Annotated in this window: 31 protein-coding genes; 15 read left to right on the top strand and 16 right to left on the bottom strand. The window is 35.7% G+C overall.

Annotation, left to right across the window (positions count from 1 at the left end; translation table 11 throughout):
- Positions 1 to 144: 144 nt before the first annotated feature.
- From ribA to FACI_RS01480, 3 genes are all read right to left on the bottom strand, one after another.
- Positions 145 to 723 carry a GTP cyclohydrolase II gene (gene ribA / locus FACI_RS01490; RefSeq protein ID WP_009886323.1) on the bottom strand — a complete coding sequence of 193 codons (579 nt, stop codon included), beginning with the start codon at positions 721 to 723 and terminating at the stop codon, positions 145 to 147.
- A gap of 89 nt (positions 724 to 812) precedes the next feature.
- Entirely contained in the window at positions 813 to 1,973 is a 1,161-nt protein-coding gene (locus FACI_RS01485) for an SAM-dependent methyltransferase (RefSeq protein WP_009886322.1), read from the bottom strand.
- A complete protein-coding gene (locus tag FACI_RS01480; protein WP_009886321.1) occupies positions 1,970 to 2,308 on the bottom strand; it encodes a carboxymuconolactone decarboxylase family protein in 339 nt (112 codons plus the stop codon). The genes FACI_RS01485 and FACI_RS01480 overlap by 4 nt, the downstream gene beginning before the upstream one ends.
- A gap of 126 nt (positions 2,309 to 2,434) precedes the next feature.
- Here FACI_RS01480 and FACI_RS01475 point away from each other — a divergent pair, with 126 nt between their 5' ends.
- From FACI_RS01475 to FACI_RS01465, 3 genes are all read left to right on the top strand, one after another.
- Positions 2,435 to 3,523: a glucose 1-dehydrogenase gene (locus tag FACI_RS01475; RefSeq protein WP_009886320.1), complete on the top strand. Its 1,089-nt coding sequence runs from the start codon at positions 2,435 to 2,437 to the stop codon at positions 3,521 to 3,523.
- 2 nt (positions 3,524 to 3,525) lie between these two features.
- The gene (folD, locus tag FACI_RS01470) at positions 3,526 to 4,371 is read left to right on the top strand and encodes a bifunctional methylenetetrahydrofolate dehydrogenase/methenyltetrahydrofolate cyclohydrolase FolD (protein WP_009886319.1); all 846 of its coding nucleotides are present in this window, start codon (positions 3,526 to 3,528) and stop codon (positions 4,369 to 4,371) included.
- A 289-nt stretch (positions 4,372 to 4,660) separates the two neighbouring features.
- Positions 4,661 to 4,930 carry a hypothetical protein gene (locus tag FACI_RS01465; RefSeq protein ID WP_009886317.1) on the top strand — a complete coding sequence of 90 codons (270 nt, stop codon included), beginning with the start codon at positions 4,661 to 4,663 and terminating at the stop codon, positions 4,928 to 4,930.
- 3 nt (positions 4,931 to 4,933) lie between these two features.
- On the opposite strand, the gene FACI_RS01460 is transcribed toward FACI_RS01465, so the two are convergent.
- From FACI_RS01460 to FACI_RS01450, 3 genes are all read right to left on the bottom strand, one after another.
- Entirely contained in the window at positions 4,934 to 5,740 is an 807-nt protein-coding gene (locus FACI_RS01460) for a hypothetical protein (RefSeq protein ID WP_009886316.1), read from the bottom strand.
- A gap of 74 nt (positions 5,741 to 5,814) precedes the next feature.
- Entirely contained in the window at positions 5,815 to 6,783 is a 969-nt protein-coding gene (locus FACI_RS01455) for a GHMP family kinase ATP-binding protein (RefSeq protein WP_009886315.1), read from the bottom strand.
- Positions 6,784 to 7,013: 230 nt separating this feature from the next.
- Positions 7,014 to 7,562 (bottom strand): D-sedoheptulose 7-phosphate isomerase, encoded by a 549-nt coding sequence (locus FACI_RS01450; protein WP_009886314.1) that lies wholly within the window; start codon positions 7,560 to 7,562, stop codon positions 7,014 to 7,016.
- A 120-nt stretch (positions 7,563 to 7,682) separates the two neighbouring features.
- Between FACI_RS01450 and FACI_RS01445 the strand changes: the two genes are divergently transcribed.
- From FACI_RS01445 to FACI_RS01415, 7 genes are all read left to right on the top strand, one after another.
- Positions 7,683 to 8,246 carry a hypothetical protein gene (locus FACI_RS01445; RefSeq protein WP_009886313.1) on the top strand — a complete coding sequence of 188 codons (564 nt, stop codon included), beginning with the start codon at positions 7,683 to 7,685 and terminating at the stop codon, positions 8,244 to 8,246.
- A gap of 210 nt (positions 8,247 to 8,456) precedes the next feature.
- The gene (locus FACI_RS01440) at positions 8,457 to 10,220 is read left to right on the top strand and encodes a chloride channel protein (protein ID WP_009886312.1); all 1,764 of its coding nucleotides are present in this window, start codon (positions 8,457 to 8,459) and stop codon (positions 10,218 to 10,220) included.
- Positions 10,221 to 10,279: 59 nt separating this feature from the next.
- Positions 10,280 to 10,951, top strand: a complete 672-nt coding sequence (locus FACI_RS01435; protein ID WP_009886311.1) for a stage II sporulation protein M — start codon at positions 10,280 to 10,282, stop codon at positions 10,949 to 10,951.
- A 24-nt stretch (positions 10,952 to 10,975) separates the two neighbouring features.
- Positions 10,976 to 11,788 (top strand): prephenate dehydratase, encoded by an 813-nt coding sequence (pheA, locus tag FACI_RS01430; protein WP_009886310.1) that lies wholly within the window; start codon positions 10,976 to 10,978, stop codon positions 11,786 to 11,788.
- Positions 11,789 to 12,121: 333 nt separating this feature from the next.
- Entirely contained in the window at positions 12,122 to 12,574 is a 453-nt protein-coding gene (locus tag FACI_RS01425) for an SRPBCC family protein (RefSeq protein WP_009886309.1), read from the top strand.
- A 13-nt stretch (positions 12,575 to 12,587) separates the two neighbouring features.
- Entirely contained in the window at positions 12,588 to 12,848 is a 261-nt protein-coding gene (locus FACI_RS01420; RefSeq protein WP_009886308.1) for a hypothetical protein, read from the top strand.
- A gap of 56 nt (positions 12,849 to 12,904) precedes the next feature.
- A complete protein-coding gene (locus FACI_RS01415) occupies positions 12,905 to 13,429 on the top strand; it encodes a gamma carbonic anhydrase family protein (protein ID WP_009886307.1) in 525 nt (174 codons plus the stop codon).
- Between the two features lie 21 nt (positions 13,430 to 13,450).
- On the opposite strand, the gene FACI_RS01410 is transcribed toward FACI_RS01415, so the two are convergent.
- The 3 genes from FACI_RS01410 to FACI_RS01400 all read right to left on the bottom strand — a co-directional run bounded on the left by FACI_RS01410 (position 13,451) and on the right by FACI_RS01400 (position 15,602).
- Entirely contained in the window at positions 13,451 to 13,921 is a 471-nt protein-coding gene (locus FACI_RS01410) for a peroxiredoxin (protein WP_048074119.1), read from the bottom strand.
- Between the two features lie 129 nt (positions 13,922 to 14,050).
- The gene (locus FACI_RS01405) at positions 14,051 to 14,728 is read right to left on the bottom strand and encodes a transaldolase family protein (protein WP_009886305.1); all 678 of its coding nucleotides are present in this window, start codon (positions 14,726 to 14,728) and stop codon (positions 14,051 to 14,053) included.
- Between the two features lie 460 nt (positions 14,729 to 15,188).
- Positions 15,189 to 15,602 carry an HIT family protein gene (locus tag FACI_RS01400; protein WP_009886304.1) on the bottom strand — a complete coding sequence of 138 codons (414 nt, stop codon included), beginning with the start codon at positions 15,600 to 15,602 and terminating at the stop codon, positions 15,189 to 15,191.
- A 687-nt stretch (positions 15,603 to 16,289) separates the two neighbouring features.
- On the opposite strand from FACI_RS01400, the gene FACI_RS01395 reads away from it, so the two are divergent.
- Positions 16,290 to 17,459: a YeeE/YedE thiosulfate transporter family protein gene (locus tag FACI_RS01395; RefSeq protein WP_009886302.1), complete on the top strand. Its 1,170-nt coding sequence runs from the start codon at positions 16,290 to 16,292 to the stop codon at positions 17,457 to 17,459.
- Positions 17,460 to 17,738, top strand: coding sequence for a hypothetical protein (locus tag FACI_RS01390; protein WP_009886301.1), 279 nt, complete (start codon positions 17,460 to 17,462; stop codon positions 17,736 to 17,738). It abuts the gene before it with no gap.
- 46 nt (positions 17,739 to 17,784) lie between these two features.
- Here FACI_RS01390 and ribH read toward each other — a convergent pair whose 3' ends face one another.
- From ribH to FACI_RS01370, 4 genes are all read right to left on the bottom strand, one after another.
- Positions 17,785 to 18,189, bottom strand: a complete 405-nt coding sequence (gene ribH / locus FACI_RS01385; RefSeq protein WP_009886300.1) for a 6,7-dimethyl-8-ribityllumazine synthase — start codon at positions 18,187 to 18,189, stop codon at positions 17,785 to 17,787.
- A 9-nt stretch (positions 18,190 to 18,198) separates the two neighbouring features.
- Positions 18,199 to 18,687 carry a riboflavin synthase gene (gene ribC, locus FACI_RS01380; RefSeq protein ID WP_009886299.1) on the bottom strand — a complete coding sequence of 163 codons (489 nt, stop codon included), beginning with the start codon at positions 18,685 to 18,687 and terminating at the stop codon, positions 18,199 to 18,201.
- On the bottom strand, positions 18,684 to 19,376 hold the full coding sequence (ribB, locus tag FACI_RS01375; protein ID WP_009886298.1) for a 3,4-dihydroxy-2-butanone-4-phosphate synthase: 693 nt from the start codon (positions 19,374 to 19,376) through the stop codon (positions 18,684 to 18,686). Before ribB ends, ribC begins: the two co-directional genes overlap by 4 nt.
- 62 nt (positions 19,377 to 19,438) lie before the next feature.
- Entirely contained in the window at positions 19,439 to 20,008 is a 570-nt protein-coding gene (locus FACI_RS01370) for a RibD family protein (RefSeq protein ID WP_009886297.1), read from the bottom strand.
- An 86-nt stretch (positions 20,009 to 20,094) separates the two neighbouring features.
- On the opposite strand from FACI_RS01370, the gene FACI_RS01365 reads away from it, so the two are divergent.
- The 3 genes from FACI_RS01365 to FACI_RS01355 all read left to right on the top strand — a co-directional run bounded on the left by FACI_RS01365 (position 20,095) and on the right by FACI_RS01355 (position 22,018).
- On the top strand, positions 20,095 to 21,093 hold the full coding sequence (locus FACI_RS01365; RefSeq protein ID WP_009886296.1) for an amidohydrolase family protein: 999 nt from the start codon (positions 20,095 to 20,097) through the stop codon (positions 21,091 to 21,093).
- 137 nt (positions 21,094 to 21,230) lie between these two features.
- Complete coding sequence (locus FACI_RS01360) at positions 21,231 to 21,464, top strand: hypothetical protein (RefSeq protein WP_048074024.1); 234 nt, start codon at positions 21,231 to 21,233, stop codon at positions 21,462 to 21,464.
- Between the two features lie 44 nt (positions 21,465 to 21,508).
- A complete protein-coding gene (locus tag FACI_RS01355; protein ID WP_009886294.1) occupies positions 21,509 to 22,018 on the top strand; it encodes a hypothetical protein in 510 nt (169 codons plus the stop codon).
- Here the strand turns inward: FACI_RS01355 and FACI_RS01350 are convergent, their stop codons facing one another.
- From FACI_RS01350 to FACI_RS01340, 3 genes are read right to left on the bottom strand one after another with little or no spacing between them, the layout of a single operon-like run.
- Positions 22,019 to 22,738 (bottom strand): alpha/beta fold hydrolase, encoded by a 720-nt coding sequence (locus tag FACI_RS01350; RefSeq protein ID WP_009886293.1) that lies wholly within the window; start codon positions 22,736 to 22,738, stop codon positions 22,019 to 22,021.
- Position 22,739: 1 nt separating this feature from the next.
- Positions 22,740 to 23,468, bottom strand: coding sequence for a hypothetical protein (locus FACI_RS01345; RefSeq protein WP_009886292.1), 729 nt, complete (start codon positions 23,466 to 23,468; stop codon positions 22,740 to 22,742).
- 2 nt (positions 23,469 to 23,470) lie between these two features.
- Entirely contained in the window at positions 23,471 to 24,706 is a 1,236-nt protein-coding gene (locus FACI_RS01340; protein ID WP_019841351.1) for a hydroxymethylglutaryl-CoA reductase, degradative, read from the bottom strand.
- Positions 24,707 to 24,741: the final 35 nt, after the last annotated feature.

Here is a 24,741-nt window from a genome sequence, read left to right as displayed (position 1 = left end):
ATGTAATACGTTGCCCCTTTCCCTGATATTCAACTTCCTGGCACTTTCCTATACCTAACTATTATTAATCTCTCGTGCTCAGTCTATCAATATAAGATTAAATGGCAAACAAAGCCATCTGCCAAGTGCCAATTGGAAATATGGTTAAAGCATATGCCCCATTTTGTCTTTTTTTGTTTCCAGATAGAATTTATCAAAGGAATTTGGCTCTATTATTACCGGTATTCTCTTACTTATCTTTATGCCATTTTCTTCAAGGTTTTTAATTTTCTCCGGGTTATTTGTCATTAACTCTATAGATTTTATATTGAAGTATTTTATAACATCTATAGCAAAATTATAATGCCTGTTATCTGCTGGCAATCCCTGTTCTATATTTGCTTCTACAGTGTCTTTCCCGTTATCCTCGAGGTTATACGCCCGTATTTTATTTAAAAGGCCAATTCCCCGGCCTTCCTGCCTGAGGTATATTAACATCCCCCGTTCGCGGCTGCCTATATATTTTAAAGATGTTATGAGCTGATCCCTGCAGTCGCATCGCATGGAACCAAATACATCACCTGTCAAGCATTCAGAGTGTATACGTACCGGTACATTTTCTTCTTCCTCAATGTCTCCGTGAACAAGCACCGCATGATCTTTTTTATCTTCATTCTTGAATACGTATATATTAAACACACCAAACCTTGTTGGCAATTTTGCTTTTGCATAGAATTCAATCATATTTATCAAAAGAAATTACAAAATTCTATAAAAACATATTTAAAAATGTTTTTAATTATTTAAAATAAAGTTGATCTTTCATCAGAATGTCAATTTATCTCTTCAGCAATAATATATCTGTTGTTATTCCTGAATATGTACACATTTTTTGGCCCGGTTAATTCCTTTTCAATAGAATTCTTGTAAAGGTATGTTTCTTCCGGCTTCATTTTAAACCTGAAAAAAACCTTTCCAGCATCCACATTGCGCAGCAAAGGAATAATATTCATATCATCAGAATATGAAATCACACTATACTGTTTGCCAGGAAACGCTGATTCGTATGAGTTGCCGGAAAATATCTGCCTTCTTTCATCAATATATACCGGCACCCACTCTGGCTTTACAACCATGTTAAGAAGCCTTGCGTAGGTAATGGATATGTCAGGAACATATATGTACTGCCCTGTATTCTTTCCATATTCTATGTTTGCCTTAAATCCGCATGGCTTGCCTGTTATTATAATATTCTCAGGCAGGATTACTGCTGTACTTATTTTTTCAGAGATTGAAGGTGAATAGAGTGTAAGCCTGTTTAATGCACCTTTAATGGATATATACTCCTTCTCCCCTTTAAGTGGTATATTATCCCATTCCATATGTGGAGGAAGGTCGATGGCATAACCTGATAATTCTGGTTTTTTATGTATTATTTCTACAGGGTCCGGTACAAGCTGGGAAAATAACTTCTCACTGGAATTCACCGGCCTCAGCGGATCAGAAAATAAAATACTTCCGGAAAAATCACCATTAAATGAAAAAATGTCACTGTTAATAAAATTCACATTAGATATGTATGGTATTTTATTCAGGTTGGCCATTGCATACCTGTTTGAATCGATTTCCACACCTGTCACATCCGAGAACCCAGAAAACATTATATCCTGCATTCCAGCACCGCTGCCTGCATCTACTATTTTATTCCCGGCAAGCTTTTTCGCCCTGTATTTCCCCACTATCTCAGGTGTGGAATACATGGATGAATAATAATCCATGAATAAATGATCATGTAGAGAAAATTTGCCTGCAATTTTTATTCTCGATTTAGCAAATTCAAATAAAAAATTGAAGTTATTCTTATGAAGTTTTTTTATGTATTCTGGCTGATAGCCAGCACGGATGAGTTTTACGATCTCATTTATTTCGCTATCAATTAATTTATAGTAACTTTCTGAATTAACTAATTTTGCCAGGAAATTATATAATTTCATTGTTTTTCAAGTTTATTTATAGCATCAAGCAGACTATTCATTTCCATCAGGGCCTGTGAACCATACATTAACACGGTTACATATCCTACCTCCATAAGCTCTTTCCTGGTTGCTCCGGCTTTTATCGCCTCATTGACATGGTATGAAATGCACCATTCGCATCTGGCAGCTATCCCAAGTGCAAGTGCCAGGAATTCTTTCGTTTTAGTGTCAAGTGCGCCTTTTCCCATTGTGGCTCCCATGAAATTCATAAAAGAACCTGCAAATGCACTATTGTCTTTACCGGCTTCTTTCATTATTCTGTTTACTTCCTCTAATTTTTTTTCTGTGTCCATAGGTATCCTATATTCATTACTAGTATATATTTGAATATAATTATATTAAATATATCTATATTTATCTTATACTCTTCAAACAGTTATAATCGACAGGTTGATTTATCATCATATCCTAACCTAAGCATGGAAGGAGTTATGGCACTGACAACATCTCCACCCGGTGGTGGCATATCTTATAGCAGAATTACTATGGCAGATCATATGGATGGGAAAGCAAAGATAAGACCTGTATACACCGGAATATGTGGGACAGATCGTGCTGAAATTGCTGGCCACCTGCCATTTGCATATAATCCCACCGGGCAAAATTACATGGTCATTGGCCATGAGGCGGTTTGCCAGGTTATAGATATAGGAGAAAACAATTCCAGAATCAGGCCTGGTGACTACGTTATCCCCATTGTAAGGCGTAGGGGTACATGTATAAATTGCAGAATCGGGAGGCAGGATAATTGTTCGGATGCAGATAATGATATAACCGAGGCAGGTATAAGGGGCGCTGATGGTTTCAACTCCGAATATTTTTTCGATTCTCCGGAAAATTTAATAAAAGTTAATGATAGTTCAATGGTGATGTTAAGCACCCTGACAGAGCCAGCGAAAAACGTCATGAAAGCCTTTGAAATATTTAATAAATTATCGGCACGGTCAATATTCGAATCGGAAGATTCCACATACACATCTAAAAACTGCCTGATAATTGGAACTGGAAGTGAAGCTTTTCTATATGCCTTTATGGCGAGAGAATATGGCATGACCGTTTATCTAACAAACAGGCACAGGCTTTTAGAAGAGAAAATGAGAATTATAGAAGGAATTCACTGTTTGTTTTACAATTACCTTGAGGAAAATGGACCGGATAAAATAGATCTTCTTATTGATACCAGTGGTGACCCTGCAGCAGTTATGAAATTTGTAGGGAAATTAAATTATAACGGTATCGCTATTCTTTTCGGAACTAACGGCGCTGCTCCCGACTCACAATTGACGGGGAACGATCTGAACTATATCATTGAACATAATATTGCAGTTTCCGGGTCTGTTGATGGCTCCAAAAAACATTACATGGACGCTATCGGTTATCTGGAAAAGTGGAAATACTCCAGCAGTGGGATTATAAATAAGCTTATAACCGGAATTTATAAACCGGAAGATACGGAAATATTCAGGGCAAAGCCGCCTGAAGAAATTAAATCTATAATAAAGTGGTAAAAATGTTACTTGATGGAAAAGTAGTTGCATCTGAGAAAATGGAAAGATTGAAGAGTGAGATTAAAGGCATCATTGAAAAATATGGAATTGAGCCGGAATTAAAATTAATCCAGGTTGGCAATGACCCTGCAAGCACCATATATGCAAATTCAAAAATAAAGAGGGGTACAAAGCTTGGAATAAATGTTACCCTGGAAAAATTCGATAATATTACCATGGGCAAGCTGGTTGATTATATAAAAGATGCCAATGCAAATTCGCGTATAAATGGTATTATGGTGGAGTCTCCACTTCCTCCCTCACTTAATTTTCAGGAAGTAGTGGACAATATAAGTTTTTACAAAGATACGGATGGAATGACATCTTTTAATCAGGGAAACCTGTATACAAAGAATGAGATGATAGCACCGGCCACTGCGAGGGCAGTTGTAGATATACTGGAATATTATAAGATACAACCTGGAAATGCCTGCATTATAAACCGGTCAGCTGTAGTAGGGCGCCCTCTGGCAATGTTGTTGCTTAACAGGGACTATACTGTAACGTTATGCCATAGCAAAACCGTTGATATTAAAAGAATAGCAAGGGAAAACAACGTTCTTGTAGTTGCAATCGGAAAACCAGATTATATCGATGAAAGTTATGTAACATCTGAATCTACAGTAATAGATGTGGGAATAAATTATTCTGGAAATAAAATATCCGGTGACGTAAATTTTGATTCTGTGAGCAATAAAGCAAAAAATATAACGCCTGTACCCGGAGGGGTTGGAATAGTAACTGCAACAGACATATTCGAGAATTTTCTCAATGGGCTGAAATACCAAATCAAAGAGAAATTAATTTAATGGAATCATATAACAACATCTATTTCCCAAGCCATTCCATTTAATAACTTTTTATGCAATTTGCAGGCATCCCGGATCATGTGGCCTGAAATGAATATTTGCCATTTTGGCATTATAGTGAATAGCAATCCTCGCACAGTTGATCGACAACAAAAATACAGCATATTATTGCAATTCAACATAAAAATTTTAAGCCCGGATTTTTTTAATCCAGGTGAACGCACAATTTTTCATACAGTGCAAATAAGAATTAGAAACATTTATTAATTGACAGATATTACTTATGTTGATGGATGATATTGAACATTTTCTGGATGGATGCATATATTTCTCTATTAAAAATATCCAGATGAAATCATACATTCTGAAAGGGTTTTATGACGTATCTATCAATAAAACGGTATATTTAAAGATAAATATGCTTTCAATAAAAAACGAAAACCTGCACATATACAGGATAAGCTCACAGATTTTTTCTATTTCCATGGATAATATTAAAGAGTTCTGGATCAAATGGGATTACAGAAAGCCAGATTTCAGAATTCAGGCCAGAAATTAATTTTTAATGCTTATTTATTCCATGGTGAAAGGTTGGCTTTTTTGTATTCCTCCCATTCCCAGTATGTGCCATTTTATATCCATTGTTTTTTATTTCCATCCCCGGTTTAATTTCATAAAGCAACTTGCCTGCGGCATTGGCAGCCAGCTGTACACTTGGCAAAACAGGAAACAGGTTCCATTCATTTTCTCCATGTGCCAGCAAATTTCTTACATTTAACGAAAGCCTGAACATTAATTGTGTTGGTCTGTCCATAAATTTTGTCGCCCAGCCAAGCAATGCATTCTCTGACCCCGGAAAAATGTCTCCATTGACCTTTATATCGGTTCTGCCCAGATGGTTTAGCCTTATGTAGAGTTTCAACCGCCTGTAATCATAGTTTTCCAGAACAACATTATCCATTCCGTATCGGGATATTATAATTTTATTGCCCAGCCATTTTGAATAGGCACATCTCATAGCCATTTCCAGGAGTAGATAAAGTTCCAGTGTTGCGAGTTCATTAAATTTTTGCATACTGATAAGCTCTTCTGTATCGGTCTTTAGCTTCTCCAGTTTGGGCGGCAATTTATATTCTCTGTTGCCTCTTTCATTGAACATGAGTGGCAGGTTTGCCAGGAAAAAACCGAGCATATTTTCATCTGTATACTGAAAATCCGGCTTAACTTTTACACCGTTAAACAATAGATTGTCTCCTGAACACTCAAGTTTGCCAAGTGCAGCATTAATAATTGCCCGGTCATAATTTTCAGGATACTGAAAAAAATCAAAAATATTATCCAGTATATAACGGGAATGGTCTGAATTCATAGTACATAATTAATATTAATTATTAAAATAATATGCAAAATTCTGGGATGCAGGGCTATCTGTTTCACTTTATTTCACTGTGAAAAATATATTATTCTGGAACCTTCGAAATCAAAATCAAAATCTATCTCACGGAGCCCGAGTTCACGCAATTTGTGTTTATCTTTTGCCTCTACTATGAAGACCAGAAAACCACCGCCGCCTGCGCCGATGAGATTTCCACCATAAGCCCCGAGGCTAAGTGCTTTCGAGTAATATTCATCCACAACGGGTGTCGAAATTTCTTTGTATAACGCTCTCTTTGAATGCCAGTTCTGATCAAGAAGCTTTCCAAGTTTTTCAATATTCATGTCGTATAAAGCATGGTAAAAATCCATTGTATACTCTTTCATTTTCCGGTAATCATCCAGATGCTCCGATATTTCCCCTCGTATGTTACTGTGTATTCCTCCAGAATTGTGCCCTATCCCTGTGTAAAGCAAGGACATATTATCTTTCAGTTTCTCAAGTTTTTCATAATTTAATGTTACCGGATTTACATAAACGGAGTCGTTTTCATTAAATTTCAGCATGTTGATGCCACCAAAGGATGCCATATATTGATCCTGCATTCCTCCTGGTTCCTGCAATACATTTCTTTCTATTTCTATTGCTTCCCTCGCAAGTTGCTCCCTGCTGGCAAATTCTGATTTATATGCATGCAATGCGTTAAGGAGCCCTACAAGGAATGTTGAACTGGAACCTAATCCGGTTCCGGTCGATGGAATATCTGAAACACTGAGAATTTCAATTCCCCCATCTATATCAAGTAGTTTCATTGCTTCCCTTACACTGGGATGTTTTATCTGGTCAACGGTATCAACAATTTCTGTGCTGGAATATGATACCCTTATTTTATGGTCAAATTTTTTGTTTACAATAATATAAATATATTTATTAATGGCAGCAGAAAGAAGCAATCCTCCATAATTTCTATAATATTCTGGTATGTCCGTGCTCCCTCCAACCAAACCAATTCTCAATGGAGTTTTAGTTATAATCATAAAAGTTCAGTGAAAATCTTTATAAAAAATTATCTATGGTTTAAATTGTCAGGCTTTGTTTTCTATACAGTCTGGAAAATACACCCCAAATACCAAAGTTCCTTTTTCATCAGCAGGCCCTAATAAATGGATACGGGCTTATTCCTGTTTTGTTCCCTAAAAATTAGAAATATACTGGATACAATGAATCTATTCATTGAAACAAAAAGCTTCAGGGAATAGCTGAAATGTCAAAAATCCCCGTCTATAATAGCACAGATCATATGTATAGCTGTTATATGTATTTCCTGTATTATAGGAGTTATATCACTATCAGAATGAAAAACATCTCTGCATATTCCAGCAAGCTTGCCACCTGATTTCCCAGTAAATCCCAGTGTAAATGCGCCTATTGAGTTTGCTTCTTCTATCCCTGCTACAACGTTCTTTGAATTCCCTGACGTGCTTATTCCAACCACATAGTCTTCCTTTTTGCATAACGCCTGTACCTGCCTGGAAAATATATCATTATATGAGTAATCATTTCCAATTGCAGTAAGTGCTGAAGTATTTGTTGTCAGTGCAATAGCTGGGAGGGCCTTTCTCTCCTTCATGTAATGCCCTGTGAGTTCTGCAACGAAATGCTGTGCATCCGCAGCTGATCCACCATTTCCAAACACTATTAATTTTCCATTGTTTCTAAAAGAATTTATTATACCGTCGGCTATTTTCTTAATCTGGCTTGTGTCTATATTTTTCCGGGCTTTGATCCCTTCATTTTTGTATTGTTCCAGGTCCATGCTGGTAAAATTATCCTGTATTAATAAATATATGGTTTTCTATTTGATTAATTCCTGAATTCTGGAAGCCCTAACTTCATCTAAGAAAAAACTTAATTATATAAAGCAATAAAGGTATTAATGTCTTATATATTGTTTCCTAAAAATATTCAGGTTAAGGATAACACCAGCATATACATAGACAGGAAAACTGTGAAAGATGAAGAATCATTTTCCCTTTTAATACCTGAAAAAAAATCTGACATGGTGATACAGTATTTGAAAATACATAGGGGGTTTGCCAATGCAACTCCGAGTTTTGACCATGGCGAAGATTACGGTATTTCTAAGATAATAAAAGCTCCATGGGAGCTCCATATCCGGTTATACAATGACTCGTATTTTCCGGGCTATTCCAAGATGATGGCGCATATCGAAATTGCAAGAAAATACCTGCAACATTTAAATTTCGAATATGTGCAGCCTGTTATTTATGAACCCTATAGATATTATAAATCCGTATTCGGTGAATTTATACTGGCATACAAATCAAGGTACATGGTTGAAAATATTAATGAAAATTACTGGTTCCGCCTGCTGAATCCTGAATTACTTATCCCCTGGTCTCCAGCAGCATTGATGAAAACTTCATTCAATATCGTATCTGAAAAAATTAAAGATTATTTTGATAAGGGAAAGCCCTAAAATTCCAATACATATAGCAGGCATTGAAAACCTTAATTACTGGCAATTCATATTTATGATTCTCTGAATAACTCCAGAGACTATTGTTTCCAATTCTCAAAATTTATATAAATACTATTAATACTGTTTAATAATGTATCTAAATACATATTTACACTCATATCAAGTACTCTTAAAATTCAATAACAATGATATCCATATGGTGATGAAATGAATCTTAAACTATCATCACTCCCATACTTCCAGCGCTGGTTCATAGTGGGTGCCATAATTGGTGTTGTCGCCGGTTTTGGTGCACTGGCGTTTTATTTTACTATTCGCCTGTTTGAATTCATATTTTTTACCCATATAGTTGGGATGCCAATACCACATCCCCTGGGTGAAGGGGGTTCCCTTGTTTATCATTTCTACGCATTGAGGTATTACTTGATTCCTGTTGTAGTCGCTGCCGGGGGCCTGATTACCGGGTTTATAATTTATACATTTGACCCCTCATCGGAAGGGCACGGGACAGATGCAGCGATACGCTCATTTCACTATAACCATGGAAAAATTAAACGCAGAACTCCTGTGGTCAAAACAATAGCTTCTGCAATTACGATCGGTTCTGGCGGCAGTGCAGGTAGGGAAGGACCCACGGCTCTTATAGCTGCAGGAATAGGCTCATTTCTCGCTGATATTCTCGGGCTCAGTCCGAAAGATAGGCGAATAGCTGTAGCGGTTGGCATAGGCGCTGGCATAGGGACAATATTTAAAGCGCCTATTGGCGGAGCCGTTCTGGGAGCTGAAATACTATACCGGAGAGACTTTGAATCTGAAGTAATATTTCCATCTCTGGTGGCATCATCCATAGGCTACTCAATATTTGCATCCGTTGTTGGATTTGAACCTATATTTGGTGATTATCTCAACACATTCAATGTTTTGAGATTGCCTTTTTATGCAGTACTGGGCCTTGTTGCAGGATTATTCTCAATTCTCTATATCCGGACTTTCTATGGCGTTAGAAACCTATTCAAAAAATTTAAAATACCGAATCACTTCAAACCAATGATTGGTGGTGCGATAGTAGGAGTGATAGCCCTGCTGTTTCCTGAAATACTTGGCACCGGCTATGGCTGGGTTGAATTACTGGAATATGGGAAATTCAATGAACTGGTAACATTTGGGCTCCCGATTCTCCTTATTCTTGTATTGCTTCCATTTATCAAGATTATTGCAACATCCTTTACTGTTTCCTCGGGAGGAAGCGGTGGTGTTTTTGCACCGGGTATATTTATTGGTGCTTCACTTGGTGCACTTTTTGGCGTCCTGTTCCATATGATTTCCCCGGGAATTGTGCCAGTGGTAGCGCCATTCGTTATTATAGGCATGCTGTCATTTTTCGGTGCAGCGGGGAAGGCTCCACTTGCCGTGATACTTATGGTAGTTGAAATGACAGGAAGCCTGCAATTGTTGCCTGGTGCAATGCTAGCTGTATCTATTGCGTACATAGCATCAGGAACAAAATACTCCATTTACGAATCACAGGTGGAGCAGAGGAGGGACTCCCCGGCAAATATGGGTGAGTACCACACGCCCATGCTTCTGGAGATGAAAATTTCAAGTTTGAAGATTATTAATGATGTTTACGCAGACCTTTACTATACTATATACCGTGCTGATAATATTATGAAGGAAAATGATTTATTATCACTTCCAGTTGTTTACCATGAGAAGCTAATGGGAGCCGTTTATCTTTATGATATTGTAAACAGGTCATACGGTTATGTAAAGGATTATTACAAAGCTGGTATTTCATATGTGAAACTCGAAAATAGCGCAGAAAATGCATGGGAACTTATGATGAAAAATAGGACCAAATGGTGCGCTGTTGTGGATAATGGGAAATTTATAGGCATAATAACGCTTGATTCTATACTGAATAAATACGAAGATGATATAAAACTTATAAATCAGGAGGATTCCGACTAAATTATATTTTAGTCCATTTTTTGACCAAAATATAAATAATACAATTGAGATTAGGAAATATGGAAATAAAAATGCCGAGGCTCAGGAAAATATTTTTATTATCATTCATTATAGAACTCGTCGGGTTTGCCGTCATTTCATCCCTTCCAATACATGACCCTGCACTTTATGCAAGTTTTAAATCAGAAGATAGCGCCATTATATCACAATCCTTTTTTCCAATGTGGCTAAGCATATTTCCACATAACCTTTTAATAGCCAGTATAGAGTTTATACCTGTAGTAGGAATACTGATGTTCGGCTTTTCTATAGGGTCAACTGCAAGTGTGATAGCAGTAGAGGGAACTGCCACAAAGGTTAGCGGCCTGGCAATATTTACAAGCCTTATGATACTCCCGCATTCATGGCTTGAACTTCCAGCTTATGCTGTAGCTGTAAGCACCAGTATATACATATTATATTACCTGTTCAAAGGGGAACTGGGAAAGAAATACATGAAAATTATTTATATGTATATATTTGTAGTTATAGAACTGGCGTTTGCAGGAGCTATTGAAACATCTGAAATAATACTGGAAGAATCTGCACATCCATTATATTCTCTATATATGTGGATTCCTGCAGTTCCGATTATAATATTCCTTATATGGCTTTACAGGCGTATGGATTCAGATGAATATAAGCACAAAAAGGAAATAGAAAAAGATGAATACGACTTTAACCAGTTTTAAATATATTAATTATATTATGCTTTATTGAAAATAGGTTATTTTGGCGAACCGGGGGCATACAGCCATATTGCAGCTATACAGATGGCTACAGGTGAATATGTACCATTAGAATCGGTAAGGGCAGTATTCATGTCACTGGAGGATGGAAATATTAACCTTGCTGTCGTTCCTGTTGAAAATTCAATTGAAGGTGCAGTTAACCAGACATATGATTTTCTATTCAGGATGAATTTTTATATAATTAAAGAGTACTATCTGAGAATAAAACATTGCCTTATAGGGCATGCTGGAGCAAAAACAGATAATATAACACATGTCCACTCCCATCCACAGGCTTTATCGCAATGTTCCGATTTCATATACAGCCACGGCATGAAACCTGTAAGTGAATACGATACTGCCGGAAGTGTACAGATAATTAAAGAAAATTTTGGCTTATCCCATGCAGCTATTGCAAGTGAGATCGCAGCTAATTTAAATGGCATGCAGATACTTGAGAAAGACATAGAAAACAACAGGCACAGTTATACCAGGTTCTTTTTAATAGCTAAAGCACCTGTTAAGGCATCTGCTCCATCAAAGACATCAATAGTTTTTTCAACCAGAAATAAGCCTGGGGCCTTATATAAAATTTTGAAAATACTTAACGATTACGGGATAAATATGACAAAAATAGAGTCAAGGCCGGTACAATACATACCATTTCAATATATATTTTTTATAGATATAGAAAATAATAAAAATACTGATGCGGCAATAACAGATATACAGAAATCAGTAGAACAGTTTAAAATTCTGGGAACGTATGGAACTGCCCGTATCAACGATGAAGACTAATACCTGGTTCGCCCTATTCCTCTTACATCTTGTGGTTTATATACAACATAGAAGTTATATCATATAAGCGTGGTTGTAATCTATCAATTACACACAAAAGTGTAGGAAAGATGTGATTGGAGATAGCTGTGGATATGCTGCGGACAAATTATGGAAACTGTATATTGTAACAGAGGAAGAATAGTAAATTGATAGCACCTGGAAAAAATCATGCTGTTTATATTTGCACTATAAAAGTTTCATATAATTCTATGAAATATGCAGCGGGCCATTGAAAGCAAAAATACAATGGATTAGCATAAAGATTTATCTATTATGTTTTAATGTAATCATATGTTAACATTTGAAGACTCTTTTGATGTAAAAACCACGCCGGAAAAAGCTTACGGATATGTTGTGGACCAGGAAGCACTGATAAAACTTATTCCCGACCTCCTGAATTATGAGAAAGTAGATGAAAATGAAATGAAGCTAACTGCAAAAGCAGGCGTTTCATTCATAAAGGGAAAATTTGACCTGGTTCTGGATATTACCGACAAAAAAGCCAGTGAGCATATCACTTTAAAAGGCAAGGGAAACGGTTCAGGGGCATCTGTTGACTTTACCGTTAATTTTGATTTTTTGCCTGATGAAGATGGTACAAAGGTTAACTGGAAGGCTGATATGAATATTGTTGGGACCGCAGCAAGCATGGGTGCAAGGATGCTTAAAAGTGCTGCTCAAAAATATATTGTAAAACTGGTTGGTAATTATAAAAAAGCCCTTGAAGAGGATGCAGGGAACTGAAGAGTGATTTGCTATGCCTGTAGATAAACAACAGTTTGAATCTTCCGGAACCAATTCAATCGGCGCAACAGTACTTGAATTTCTTGAAAAAAACACGGTAAATGCATACACTTTAAAAGAAATAGATGAACATATTGCAAAGGACCACGATGATCTGATTATTCATATGGAACTTACATTTCTTGTATGGTCAGATAAAATTGAGTACAGGGACATATACAATCAGGACGGAAAGCTTGTGCGTTATTTCCGGTTCAAGGAAAGCAAAAAATAAATCCCGTACATTTTCCCAGATAATTAAATTTAAATCTTTATCTCTGTTCTACCTGCATGATATATGAGTTCGAAGGGCAGGTTCCGGAAATAAGCAGGAAAGCGTATGTTTTTGAGAATGCCACAGTGATAGGGAATGTCCATATAGGGGATTATGTGTGGATAGGCCCGGGCGCTGTATTGAGGGGGGATTATGGTGAAATATCTATCGGTGCTTACTCTGCAATTGAAGATAACTGTGTAATACACGCAAGGCCCGGGGAAAAAACTACAATAGGAGAACATGTAACAATCGGGCATCTGTCAGTTATACATACCGGCACCATAGATGATTATGCTGTGATAGGAATGAATTCTACCGTTTCAGATTTTGCCACAGTAGGAAAATGGGCGGCAATAGGCGAAGGCGCTGTTGTTAAAAGCAAGAGCAAAATACCTGACAGGTCAATCGCTGTAGGCGTTCCCGCAAAAGTTGTTGGTGAAGTTTCTGAAGACTACATAAAAACCTGGGAAAAGTATAAGGAAAATTACAATAGCTTCTGTAAGCGGTATCTGGAAAATTTAAAAGTAGTAAAAAAATAAATATTTCCGGTTAACTTCAATTTAATTATATTTTGAAATTACTTCTTCTATTTTCTTATAATCGGGTTCCTTTCCCGCATCTTCACTGACCCATTTATATACAATTTTACCAGTTTTGTCAAGTACAAAAACAGATCTTTTAGATGCTGTCAACCCGTTTATGTTAAGAAAACTTTTGTACAGAGCTCCGTATTTACCAGATATTTCACGGTTGCCATCACTTAACAGGTCAAATTGCAGTTTGTTCTTTGTGGCAAATTCCTTGAGTGAGAACGGTGAATCCACACTGATGCCCACGACTTTTGCATTAAATTTGTTAAAATTTGCCATAGAGTCCCTGAACGTGCACATTTCCTTTGTGCAGACAGATGTGAAAGCACCCGGGAAAAATGCGAGCACGGTAACGTTTCCCTTATAATCAGACAATTTTTTGCTTTTCAATCCTGTATCCAGAGCCTCGAAATCCGGGGCCAATTCTCCTTCTTCTACCATATCATTCATTAATATATACGAACTGCATATAAAAACATAATGTGGCTGAATTTATAAAACGAACTTTATTTACAGGACATTCCAAAGGTTCTGCAGGAGCCGGTACATATTTAAATTAATTTTATAATATTATTTATTAAAAAATGTTCTGCTGCTTTCAGCAATTCTATTCCACGCTTCCATCTGTTCAGCGATTTCGGTTCCCGTGTTAATATCTCCCTCCACCTGTTTCAGGAGCGGGTACGTAACTGAGATTGCACCGGCACCCATGATACCTGCCCTGGTTATGTCTTCAGGGTTTGAGATGCCTCCAACAAGAACCTTCGCGTCAAAGCCACAGTTTTTAAATGTTTGGTTTACATTGTAGGCCAGCTCCATCCCATCCTCGGCGGTATTTTTTATTTTTCCGGTTTTTATAGAAACATATTCCGCGTAGTTCTGTGCTGCCATAATGGCCTGAACTGTATTGTAAACAGATAAAGCAGAACATTTTACCTTTTTCTCGTTTAGCTTCAACATTGCCTTAATCCCGGTAAATGTTGCCGGAATGTTTACTATTACATTCATCCCGAGGGAATGGATTTTAAATGCCTGGGCCATTATAGAATCGTAATCCTGTGAAACAACCTGTATGTGCACCTCTCCATTAACTGCCTTTATTATGGATGTAATCACCTGTTCTGTAGTGGAACCCTTTGTTACTTCCCTTGCTATAGAAACAGGGTCCGTTGTAACCCCATCAATGAAGCCGTAATCTGATATCTCCTTGATTTCATTAATATCGGAACTGTCCAGAAAAACTTTCATTCAAATCCAGTTATAATTATTATTATATATATAATAATATTGAATTGCAGAATAAATTGCCTGATATAAATAACCATGCATTTGAACCAATTTTAATATTTTCCCTAAGTTTTGATAGGAGAACTTTGTGTCACCGGTAGAACGGAATAGTTGGAATTTATAACCACTGAGAAAGCCGCATTCAATGATAAACCGGACTTCTCGAAATTACATTTAGTGCGATTTATTTAATGGTGTAAATGTGTACATTCATACAATAAATATATGATGCAAAACTTGTGGTTGCAGCTACAACAATAATGGTAGAAATGTAAAAATAGTAGATAAATTAGCTGCTTTATTAATGAATTGAATAATGTCCCTTTATCTATACAGTTTGGAGAAAAAAACACCAACAAATTTTAATCCTGATAAAATTATAAATAAATATAGAAGTTATAATATAAAGTAAATATAATATTTAACTTTTTAATTTATTCATTATGCCATTTAAATTTTCATCATTAACTTTAATAATTTTATTAAGCCACCACTCATCTATAAAATTTAAATTATCATTTTCCCTCCGTGGAATAACATGTATATGGTAATGAAATACCGTTTGATTCGCTATCTCACCGTTGGAATTCATTATATTTACTGCGTTGATATTTAATTTATCCTTTAATATTCCTGTAATTGCTTTTACCGTTTTTATAGTTTCAATTAATATATTACTATCCATTTCATATATATCTTTATAATGTTCTTTTGGAATAACCAGTATATGTCCATTTGAGATTGGATGTATATCTAAAAACGCTAATGTTTTATTAGTCTCATATATCTTATGTGATTTTACCTTATCATTAACGATATCACAAAATATGCACATCAATAATTATACTTAAATCATATATTAATATATTTGTAATAATTTTCATGAAATATTAAACTTTCATTTTTATACTATGTTTATGTGGGGATATCTGATAGTACGTTCTCCCAAATAGATATATAATCGCTATTCGGAATCAATTATCATTAGAATAAAGGTACAAGAGCAGTCTATAAATTAGCTGCTTTATTAATGAATTGAATAATGTCATTTCAAGATTTAGGTTCCCGTAAAAAATATAAATTATATAATATTATAGTATTTTAATAAGATACCTTATATATAAGCATACAGTTTAAAATACCTAAAAATACTGTTAATTTGTAAGTAATAGAAACCAGATAAAAGAGTGAAGGAAATGATTAGTGGTGTGCCCCCTCTAAATTTGGACACTTTTGATGATATGGTTAGATTAATAAAATCCTTTATTTTGCTATATTTCCATAGACAAACCTTATCATCCTACTTTTGCAGCATATCCTTGTGATCTTTACTGGATTTCCAGATAAATTAAGTACCCGGAGTGGTTAATCTGTATATTTCTATATATGCCAATAATCAGAAATGTAGCAGATTTCTGGGATATTGTCATCTTTTATATATTCTCAATGATAACTGTCCTAAATTAAGTGGAGCAGATCAATTAGTGTAACTGCATGGGAATGGATTGGTTTATTTATTGGAATGGTAATAGGAGGGCTCGCTGAAGCCTGGGGAATATCTAATCCCGAGGTACTTCTAAGGTTAGGTAAATGGCAGGATAGGTTATTTGTAGGATGTATAGCAATAGCTATAGGAGCAGGAGCTCTTGCACTTTATGGGCTGGCTGCCTTTGGGGTTGCATTCCATTGGGGAGTTAAGCCCGATTATGTACTGGGTGTGGCCTTCGGAGCTGCATTGTTCGGAGTTGGAATTGCGGTTTCAGGATATGTTCCAGGTACGGTATGGATGGGACTCGGGGAAGGAAGGCGTGACGCCATATACGCGCTGCTTGGTGGATTGCTTGGGGCAGCATCCTGGACACTGATATATCAGACATCGTTCGGGCAATGGTTAGTGAGCTACGATAATTTTGGGCAAATTTATTTTGGTGGCAAAGTAGATACAAATCTATATGTTGGATTTGGAATAGCAGTTGTATGGGCGATAGTTATGTTTTCCATAGCATATTTCCTTCCAAGGTATAAGGGAGGAAAAAGCTGTGCATATACTTCATTGCACAAATCAAGGAAAATGAGTACAGTCGAACAGGAAAAATACATAGAAACTGCGGGAATGCTTATGGAAGGGGCTTCTATGCCACTTGGCAAGAACAATATTGCTGAGAAAGTAAATTATCACTGGACTGTTTCATCTAAATTATTTGGTGTGGTCATGATGTCCGTAGGAATAATTATAGGGCTAATGGTTGTACTGGAAATGTTTCTACACCAGATCTTTGGCGAATCAACAACATATTCGTGGATTGTGGCAAAATTATGGCTTCCGGCAGGGGCATATAGTTATAGCACTCTTGTTGTCCATACAATAGGATGGGAGCCTTTCAGTGATATAGGTACTCTATTCGGTGCTTTTCTGGCTTCAATATTCTTTACAAGGAGATTCCAATCATTCAACAGTGTTATTCCACCTTCATGGGAGACAAGGTTTGGGAATAGCCAGATAAAAAGGGCAGGAGGTGCTTTTACCGGTGGCTTCATGATGTTACTAGGAGCAAGGATGGCAGATGGCTGTGCTTCAGGGCATATATTGAGTGGTGATTTGCAGATGGCAGTAAGTAGCCTGGAATTCTTTATAGTAGTGATAATATTCCTGCTAATTGCTGCACGTTTAATATACAAGAAGGTGAACTAAATGGAAGAAAAAGAAATTGATCAGGCTGAAATAAGCAGAGAAAATGTTGAGCCGAAAAAGAAAGATGAAAGAGGAGTCAAAGCCTTCGTGATAACTATGGTGGGCATTGTGATAGTTACAGCTGCACTGACATCCGGTACATACAATGGTTATGATCCAAATGCATATTCTGTTGCAATTACAGGATTCTTTGTGATAGTCACAATTGTTATGACCGCAGCATGGTACAGAACAAAATATGACAATTATAGTTATGACCCGAAGAAAAATAAAAAATAATATTAAATTTTATTATGAAATTTCCAAATAATATATTAAAATAAATTTATAAATTATTCAATGATTTAACCATTTTAACGCAGCTTTCCAGAGCTTCTTTTGCCATGTCTATTCTGGCTTCAGCCTGCAATCTGGATTCCCCGGGACCGGATATGCCTAAAGCAACAGGTTTTTCATATTCCAATGATAAATCAGTTATTTTTCTTGCTGCATTTTCCATTATTATTCTGTGATGATCGGTTTCCCCTTTTATCACAGCACCTATTGCTATTATGCCATCTATATCGTCAATTTTTAACAATTTTTTAATTCCTAAGGGTATATCAAAAGTTCCCGGTACTTTAAGTATTTTATACTCAACACCTAGAAAATCTGCATAATCTTTAGCTCTCTCCACCATCATCATTGTTATATCATAATTAAATTCTGCAACTACCATTCCTATTTTCATTTAGATCACCTAATGTTTGTGCCCGGAACTTCCCGAATTTACCGGGCCCCTGTCCTCAAATCCCTGCCTTAACCCACTGCCCGCATTTTCCGTTAATTTGTCCGGCTCGAATAGCAAATAATATGCGTTCACTGCATGTTCCCTTGACCTGTTGTCACATAGCCATGCAAGTTCTCTGTCATCCTTCGCTTCATCTTCATGGACAAAAACTTCCAGAATATGCTTCATTGTTTTTAACTGTACTTCCATTAAACCTGTTGATGCTATCTGTGCTGACATTTTATCTACAGGCATCGGCCCGGGCATGCCAAATGCCATTACTAAATCGCAGTTGTATTCACTGAACAATCTTAATGCTGCTACTGGCGTATCCTTTATTCCAGGGACAGTGTATCTTTTTATTTCAAATCCAGTTCCGGTTTTATACAATTCATCTATTGCAGATGAAGCCATGTCGTACCTTGCAAATGTTGTATCCACTATCCCTATCAATTTCATTGTAAAACCCTGTCCGTTTTATTGAAATCGTCTATAATCTCTTTCCCATTTATCAACACCATATTATGTTCATCTGCATATTTTTCAGATTCATCCAGGGTCATGGAATTAAAGGAATCACTCAGTGTCTCTACTATTGTTGCACTGGGTACCAGACCTGCTTTCTCTACAATATATGTACTTAATTCAGTATGCCCCTTCCTCTCTTTAAAATAATTATTCCTTGCTATTAATAAATGTATATGGCCTGGAACCCTGAATATTTTTCCGAAATTCTTTTCATTTACATTTACATTATTTCCGAGAGCGTTTATAAATTCAGAAAAATGCTTTACCGTTTTATATCTATCATTGTCAGGTATGCCCGTGTAAGTATCCCTTGAATTTACTGTCAATGAAAATGCGTCTTTCGTATCATAGCCCATGTCTGATGAATTTAAAACAGATTTATCCATATTCAGTGACTTATAAAACAAATCATCCAGATAGGGCAAATTGAACTTTTTTGCATCTTTTTCCTTAATTGTAGTGCATATTAAACCTCCTCCATCTTTTCTCATTGTCCTTATTATTTCAGGGGTAACAAATTCGGATGCTATTACCATATCCGTCTCATTTTCTCTGTCATTGAAATCATGGATTAAAATTATTTTTTTATTTTTCAATGCCCTTATTGCCTCATCAATCATAAACCATGATTGTAACATATTATTTAATTATTTGGTAAATACTTATAAATGAGTTAATAATTTTAAAAACTATTAATACCTTTAATATTCAATAATAAACCCTCACCTTCCATGGATATTTTATAATTTAATTTCATTTCCTCTTTAAACAAGGATATTCCATCCAATATTAAGCCGGGATTTATAAATATATAAAATTCATCAAATATTTTTTCATCTATAAATTGATTTATAACATTGGAACCCCCTTCTACCAGTATGCTTTTTATTCCCATATCATATAGTTTTTTTAATATACTGGTTATTGACAAATCATCTAAAATTATTATTTCCGCATTTTTTATTTTCTTATTATTTTTTGAAAATATATATGATTTTGATTTTCCATCGAATACATGGTAATTGTCGTTTAATCTAAATTTCTCATCTAAAATTATTCTATTCTTTGCATAATTCAAAACCGGATTATCTACCTTTACGCTGTTAGCCCCCAGTAATACGCCGTCAACATTTTTCCTTATATCCATTACCCTGGTCATGTCAATGTCATTTGAAATCCTGTATCTTCCATTTATAGCCGATATTTTGCCATTTAGCGACATTGCAACGTTTATTATAATATATGGAATCATATAACCTTATTAAGAACTAATATAACAATTTTGAGATATTACCTAATTATGAGTTAAACTTTTATAATATATATCAATTATAAAAAATGGAATTTTCAGGCAATATATATTATAATGGAAAGTTGCGAAGAGGTACATTAAAAGTCGATGACACCGGCGAAATATATAGTAATAAAACAGGAAATATGAACCATGGTACATTAATTCCAATGCCCGTAAATGCCCATACACATGTGGGTGATTCATTTATAAACGAAGAGCCGAAAGGCACATTGCCTGAAATTGTGGGTCCGGATGGCTTAAAGCATAGATTTTTAGATAATGCTGATGACAATGAAGTAATAAATTATATATCAAAGACCAACAATTTTATGGAGAAAAATGGAATAATATCATATTTTGATTTCCGTGAAAATGGGTTGAAGGGAATAAATATGATAAAAAGAGGAAATAAAAAGTTTATAAAACCCGTAATATTTGCAAGGCCTTACAATAACGATGACATAGATAAAATCATAGCCAATTCTAACGGTATAGGCATAAGTTCAATCTCAGATATGGATTACAACGATATCTATGATATCAGCATTAAAACCCATAAAAAAAATAAAATATTTGCTTTGCATTTCAGCGAAAATATAAATGAAGATATAGATAAGGTTATGAATTTGAAACCGGATCTATTGATACACGGAATAGAATCGAATGATAATGATTTAGATAAAATAAGTAAAAATAATGTAAGTATTGTAATAACTCCCCGGTCAAATATATTCTATGGTAAAAGGCCAGATTATAATAAATTTTTAAAGCATAATATAAATTTAATGCTGGGAACTGACAATGTCTTTGTCACAGAGCCCGATATATTCTCGGAAATGGATTTTTTGTACAGGTATCAACGGTTTTTAAATTATGTAAGCCCTGAAAATATTTTAAAAATGGTTATAGATAATCCTTATACATTTCTTAAAAATAATAATATAAAAATTAAAAAGAGATACTTATTTTTCAAAAATGAATTGTTGAATGAATACCAGATAGTAACAAAAAAACATTATTTTAAACCGGTAAAAATTTTATAATTTTTTGGTTTGCTTAACATTTTATATGCACCTAATGCAGGTATCACATCCAGATCAACAATTATTAATATTGCAAATAATATAAAAAATAAATTGCAATTTGGAAACAATTATTAATAAAATACAGATAACCACCTATGGGAGTAGAAAGTATGAAAGATGTTAAACTCATTGCTGAAAAAAATATTAAGGATATGTATGGGGAGAACATCTCAAACTTTACAATTAACAGCATAGTAGACAATAGCGATAGATACGATGTATCAACAGAGTTTGACTATGCCGGCTTTCATTATACCGTTTATCTGAGTATAGATGATGATGGGAACGTTACAAAATTCAACCAGATAGCAAAGGCAAAGTTAGAATAAGCGCTGGTGGGAATATTTAATTAACATCCCGGATATTCAGTTATATGAAAAGTATTGATAACGCATGGAAGGTTCCGCTATCCAGAGGTGGCATTTTTAAAATCATAATAAATAAGGATAGCCTTGAAATTTACCGTATATTTTCCGGTAAATATATAGAAGAAAAACTTCATCTGAGAAAGGATATGGATTACATTGATTCACTTATTGTTCCTGGAGCTACAGACCCTGTGGAGCCTGAGGATCTTTATAATGATTTAAAAAACATGATTAAAACTATCTTCCAGCATTACAATTTAAACCAATCTGCAAAAATTCAGGAGATTGATAATGAAAAAGACAGTGCAGAATATCAGAAAATAAAATTTGCCGATATTCATGATATTAGCATATCTGTATCCGGAGATGAAAAGTTTCCGGAACTGGCTCTAAATGGTGATCGTTATATATTGCCATCAAAAAATTTCCTTGCATTTAGCGATGAGGACAGGGAGAGGTATGAAGAATACAAAAATATTGTTGATAGAATCAGGAAACAAACTGGAAAAATGTGATTAACAGAGAGAGTATTCTTTAATTTTTCTGTTTATTATTTCTGCGAATTCCTTGGGCATATCTATAAATGGTGTGTGGCTGGCATCAGGCATAACAATTAATTCACTGCCAGAAATTTTGCTTTCCATGGCATGCCCATAGGATACAGGTATTATATTATCCACACTTCCCCATATTATAGTTGTTTTGCTTTTGATATTGCCTAAAGCTGTATCGCTTATTTTCTCTTCCTGTTTTTTATTATTTTCCATTATTCTTTCCAATGCGTTTCTGTTATTATAATTCCTTAATTTCAAAATGGAATCAAGAACGCGGTTCATATTCTCCCTGCTTCCATTGCTTAAAGCAGGCGAGATTCCAGCGCTATCAACAGGGAAAATCATATCAGGTTCCAGCATTCCTGATGCAAGTTTCAGCGTAATCCAGCCCCCATAGGAGTTTCCTGCAATGGAAAATTTAGAAATATCAAGTGTATTGATTAAATCAACGATGGATTCAGCCTGTTGCTGTACTGTATATTCTATATCTGGCTTATCAGAATGGCCATGCCCGAGCAAATCCACAAGTACTGGCCGTATGCATTTTTCCAGGTACGGCGTGGTTTTCAGCCATGTGTTTCCTGTACCACCAAAACCGTGCAAAAAAATTACAGGATAACCGGAGTTGCCATCCAGGTATGACAGTTTTCCATACCGGGTTGTACAGTATTTTCTTTCCATTTTATTCCTTTGACCTGGCTGCTATTTTCATAGCTTCATCTATATTTTCAAGCTCCATTGCAATATCAGATACAGAGTCATAGAGGTATGAAACAGAGTCTTTAAATTCTTTTTTATCCTTCTTTGTTTTAATAGTATTCATTACCGTATCTATTTTATCCAGCCCTGCTTTTCCAGCATCGAAGGCAGCATTGATATCGGCATCACGTAATATGCTAATTTTCCCATACAATGCCTCGAAGTAATTCTCCCAATCTTCTGACTTCTCTGTTAGTTCCAGAACGTTATCATATATTTTCATTGCCTCTGCCTGTTTGGATTTCAGGCTGGAAAGTGCCTCTGCCTTTGCATTGTTTGAAAGTGCAAATAAAGTAACATCCTTTATAGCATCTGCTGCCTCTATAGCTTTATTGAAATAAGAAATCCCATCTTCCCTTTTGCCACTGTCCAGATAAATATAGCCAATATTTATCAGATCCATTACCTCAAGCTCGCTATCTCCAAGTTTGTGGTGGAGTTCAAGTGACTCTTCTGCATATTTAAGCGGATTTTCTGTGCTTTTGTGATCCAGGGAAGAATAACACTGGGAGAGTTTATAACAAATTTCAGCTTTTATGTCATCCTCTGAAATTGCGTCATATGCTTTAGTATACTCCCTGATAGCATCCATGAATTTTTCCTTCTTAACAAATGCATCCCCATTCTTTATATTCTGTTCGTATTCTTCCATATTTATTCATCCCTAAATTTTTTAATTATATCGACTGCTGCTGTGTAGCTAATGCTCCCGGTGGATATCATCTCGCCGGCAACTTTTTCAACCATTTCTCCTGTAGCACCTGCTGCAATAGCTATATTTCTTGCATGCAATTTCATATGCCCGCTCTGGATTCCCTCTGCTGCCAGTGCCCGCAGTGCTGCAAAATTTTGTGCCAGCCCGACTGAACCCAGGATATTTGAAAATTCACCGGATCCATGTATTCCCATTATCTTCATTGCAAGCATTGCTTTTCTGGATGTTTTTGTTGCCCCGCCTACTGTGCCAACAGCTATAGGGATTTTTATTGATCCAATCAAATTCCCGTCAATGTCTTTTCTATACTCTGTCAGTGGGCCATATCCACCCATGGATGCATAGGCATGTGAGTTTGCTTCCTGTGCCCTGAAATCATTCATGGTTGCCAGAAGCACAGCATCGATGCCGTTCATTATACCCTTATTATGGGTAGTGGCACGGTATATATCATTTTTTGCAAATTCATTTGCCCGTATTATCCTATCCACTGTTTCCTCTCCAAGCATTTTCCCGTCAAATTTTGCATATGCATATGTAATTCTTTCTGTTGTAAGGTTGCTCATGATCCTGAGATTTGCCTGTCCTCCTGTGAGTTCTTCTATATAGCCTGACACATATTCGAGCATGGTATTTATTATATTAGCGCCCATAGCATCAGCCACATCTATTATAATATTAATTATAAGTTCATTATTAACAAAATGCAGGTCTATTGATTTTGCACCAGCATTCATGCCTGAGAGTGTTTTTGATCTTGTATTTGCCATTTTCAATATATTTTCCTTATTTTTAAGAATATTTATGGCTGCATAATCCGGGTCCGGTACATTATATAATTCAATTTCGCCCCGCATATAAGAATTAGTAGAATATGCGGTAAAGCCTCCTGGCCGTGCATATCTGGCGGCATTGGAACACGCAGCTATAACAGATGGTTCTTCGAGGCTCATAGGTATTAAATATTCTTTATCATTAATTTTGAAGTTTGTGGCAATTCCCACTGGATAATCCATAATAGTATACACATTTTCTATCATATTTCCGGCGGTGCTAATATCCATCCTGTAATCCATTGCCTCCATATCTTCTGAAGAGAGGCCTGAAAACTCCCTGATGATCTGTCTTCTTTCATCTACGGTCATCTTATGAAAGCCATGTATTAATGAATCCATGTTAAGTAATCATTCATATATTATTAATTTTTATC

The organism is Ferroplasma acidarmanus Fer1 (assembly GCF_000152265.2).
GTDB lineage: Archaea > Thermoplasmatota > Thermoplasmata > Thermoplasmatales > Thermoplasmataceae > Ferroplasma > Ferroplasma acidiphilum.
The sequence above is the reverse complement of the archived record's forward strand: the minus strand, read 5'-3'. Positions and strand labels throughout refer to the sequence as shown.

Excerpts from the sequence above, each read along its gene's own strand:
- ribC (WP_009886299.1), bottom strand. The coding sequence starts at position 18,687 with ATGAAATTGATAGGGATAGTGGATACAACATTTGCAAGGTACGACATG.
- FACI_RS01435 (WP_009886311.1), top strand. The coding sequence starts at position 10,280 with ATGGAAATAAAAATGCCGAGGCTCAGGAAAATATTTTTATTATCATTC.
- FACI_RS01390 (WP_009886301.1), top strand. The coding sequence starts at position 17,460 with ATGGAAGAAAAAGAAATTGATCAGGCTGAAATAAGCAGAGAAAATGTT.
- FACI_RS01345 (WP_009886292.1), bottom strand. The coding sequence starts at position 23,468 with ATGGAAGAATACGAACAGAATATAAAGAATGGGGATGCATTTGTTAAG.
- FACI_RS01340 (WP_019841351.1), bottom strand. The coding sequence starts at position 24,706 with ATGGATTCATTAATACATGGCTTTCATAAGATGACCGTAGATGAAAGA.
- FACI_RS01365 (WP_009886296.1), top strand. The coding sequence starts at position 20,095 with ATGGAATTTTCAGGCAATATATATTATAATGGAAAGTTGCGAAGAGGT.
- FACI_RS01425 (WP_009886309.1), top strand. The coding sequence starts at position 12,122 with ATGTTAACATTTGAAGACTCTTTTGATGTAAAAACCACGCCGGAAAAA.
- FACI_RS01405 (WP_009886305.1), bottom strand. The coding sequence starts at position 14,728 with ATGAAAGTTTTTCTGGACAGTTCCGATATTAATGAAATCAAGGAGATA.
- FACI_RS01475 (WP_009886320.1), top strand. The coding sequence starts at position 2,435 with ATGGAAGGAGTTATGGCACTGACAACATCTCCACCCGGTGGTGGCATA.
- FACI_RS01360 (WP_048074024.1), top strand. The coding sequence starts at position 21,231 with ATGGGAGTAGAAAGTATGAAAGATGTTAAACTCATTGCTGAAAAAAAT.
- FACI_RS01450 (WP_009886314.1), bottom strand. The coding sequence starts at position 7,562 with ATGGACCTGGAACAATACAAAAATGAAGGGATCAAAGCCCGGAAAAAT.
- ribA (WP_009886323.1), bottom strand. The coding sequence starts at position 723 with ATGATTGAATTCTATGCAAAAGCAAAATTGCCAACAAGGTTTGGTGTG.
- FACI_RS01485 (WP_009886322.1), bottom strand. The coding sequence starts at position 1,973 with ATGAAATTATATAATTTCCTGGCAAAATTAGTTAATTCAGAAAGTTAC.
- FACI_RS01480 (WP_009886321.1), bottom strand. The coding sequence starts at position 2,308 with ATGGACACAGAAAAAAAATTAGAGGAAGTAAACAGAATAATGAAAGAA.
- ribB (WP_009886298.1), bottom strand. The coding sequence starts at position 19,376 with ATGATTGATGAGGCAATAAGGGCATTGAAAAATAAAAAAATAATTTTA.
- FACI_RS01455 (WP_009886315.1), bottom strand. The coding sequence starts at position 6,783 with ATGATTATAACTAAAACTCCATTGAGAATTGGTTTGGTTGGAGGGAGC.
- FACI_RS01460 (WP_009886316.1), bottom strand. The coding sequence starts at position 5,740 with ATGAATTCAGACCATTCCCGTTATATACTGGATAATATTTTTGATTTT.
- ribH (WP_009886300.1), bottom strand. The coding sequence starts at position 18,189 with ATGAAAATAGGAATGGTAGTTGCAGAATTTAATTATGATATAACAATG.
- FACI_RS01420 (WP_009886308.1), top strand. The coding sequence starts at position 12,588 with ATGCCTGTAGATAAACAACAGTTTGAATCTTCCGGAACCAATTCAATC.
- FACI_RS01445 (WP_009886313.1), top strand. The coding sequence starts at position 7,683 with ATGTCTTATATATTGTTTCCTAAAAATATTCAGGTTAAGGATAACACC.
- FACI_RS01395 (WP_009886302.1), top strand. The coding sequence starts at position 16,290 with ATGGTAATAGGAGGGCTCGCTGAAGCCTGGGGAATATCTAATCCCGAG.
- FACI_RS01400 (WP_009886304.1), bottom strand. The coding sequence starts at position 15,602 with ATGTGCATATTTTGTGATATCGTTAATGATAAGGTAAAATCACATAAG.
- FACI_RS01350 (WP_009886293.1), bottom strand. The coding sequence starts at position 22,738 with ATGGAAAGAAAATACTGTACAACCCGGTATGGAAAACTGTCATACCTG.
- FACI_RS01410 (WP_048074119.1), bottom strand. The coding sequence starts at position 13,921 with ATGGTAGAAGAAGGAGAATTGGCCCCGGATTTCGAGGCTCTGGATACA.
- FACI_RS01440 (WP_009886312.1), top strand. The coding sequence starts at position 8,457 with ATGAATCTTAAACTATCATCACTCCCATACTTCCAGCGCTGGTTCATA.
- FACI_RS01355 (WP_009886294.1), top strand. The coding sequence starts at position 21,509 with ATGAAAAGTATTGATAACGCATGGAAGGTTCCGCTATCCAGAGGTGGC.
- FACI_RS01370 (WP_009886297.1), bottom strand. The coding sequence starts at position 20,008 with ATGATTCCATATATTATAATAAACGTTGCAATGTCGCTAAATGGCAAA.
- FACI_RS01465 (WP_009886317.1), top strand. The coding sequence starts at position 4,661 with ATGGATGATATTGAACATTTTCTGGATGGATGCATATATTTCTCTATT.
- folD (WP_009886319.1), top strand. The coding sequence starts at position 3,526 with ATGTTACTTGATGGAAAAGTAGTTGCATCTGAGAAAATGGAAAGATTG.
- FACI_RS01415 (WP_009886307.1), top strand. The coding sequence starts at position 12,905 with ATGATATATGAGTTCGAAGGGCAGGTTCCGGAAATAAGCAGGAAAGCG.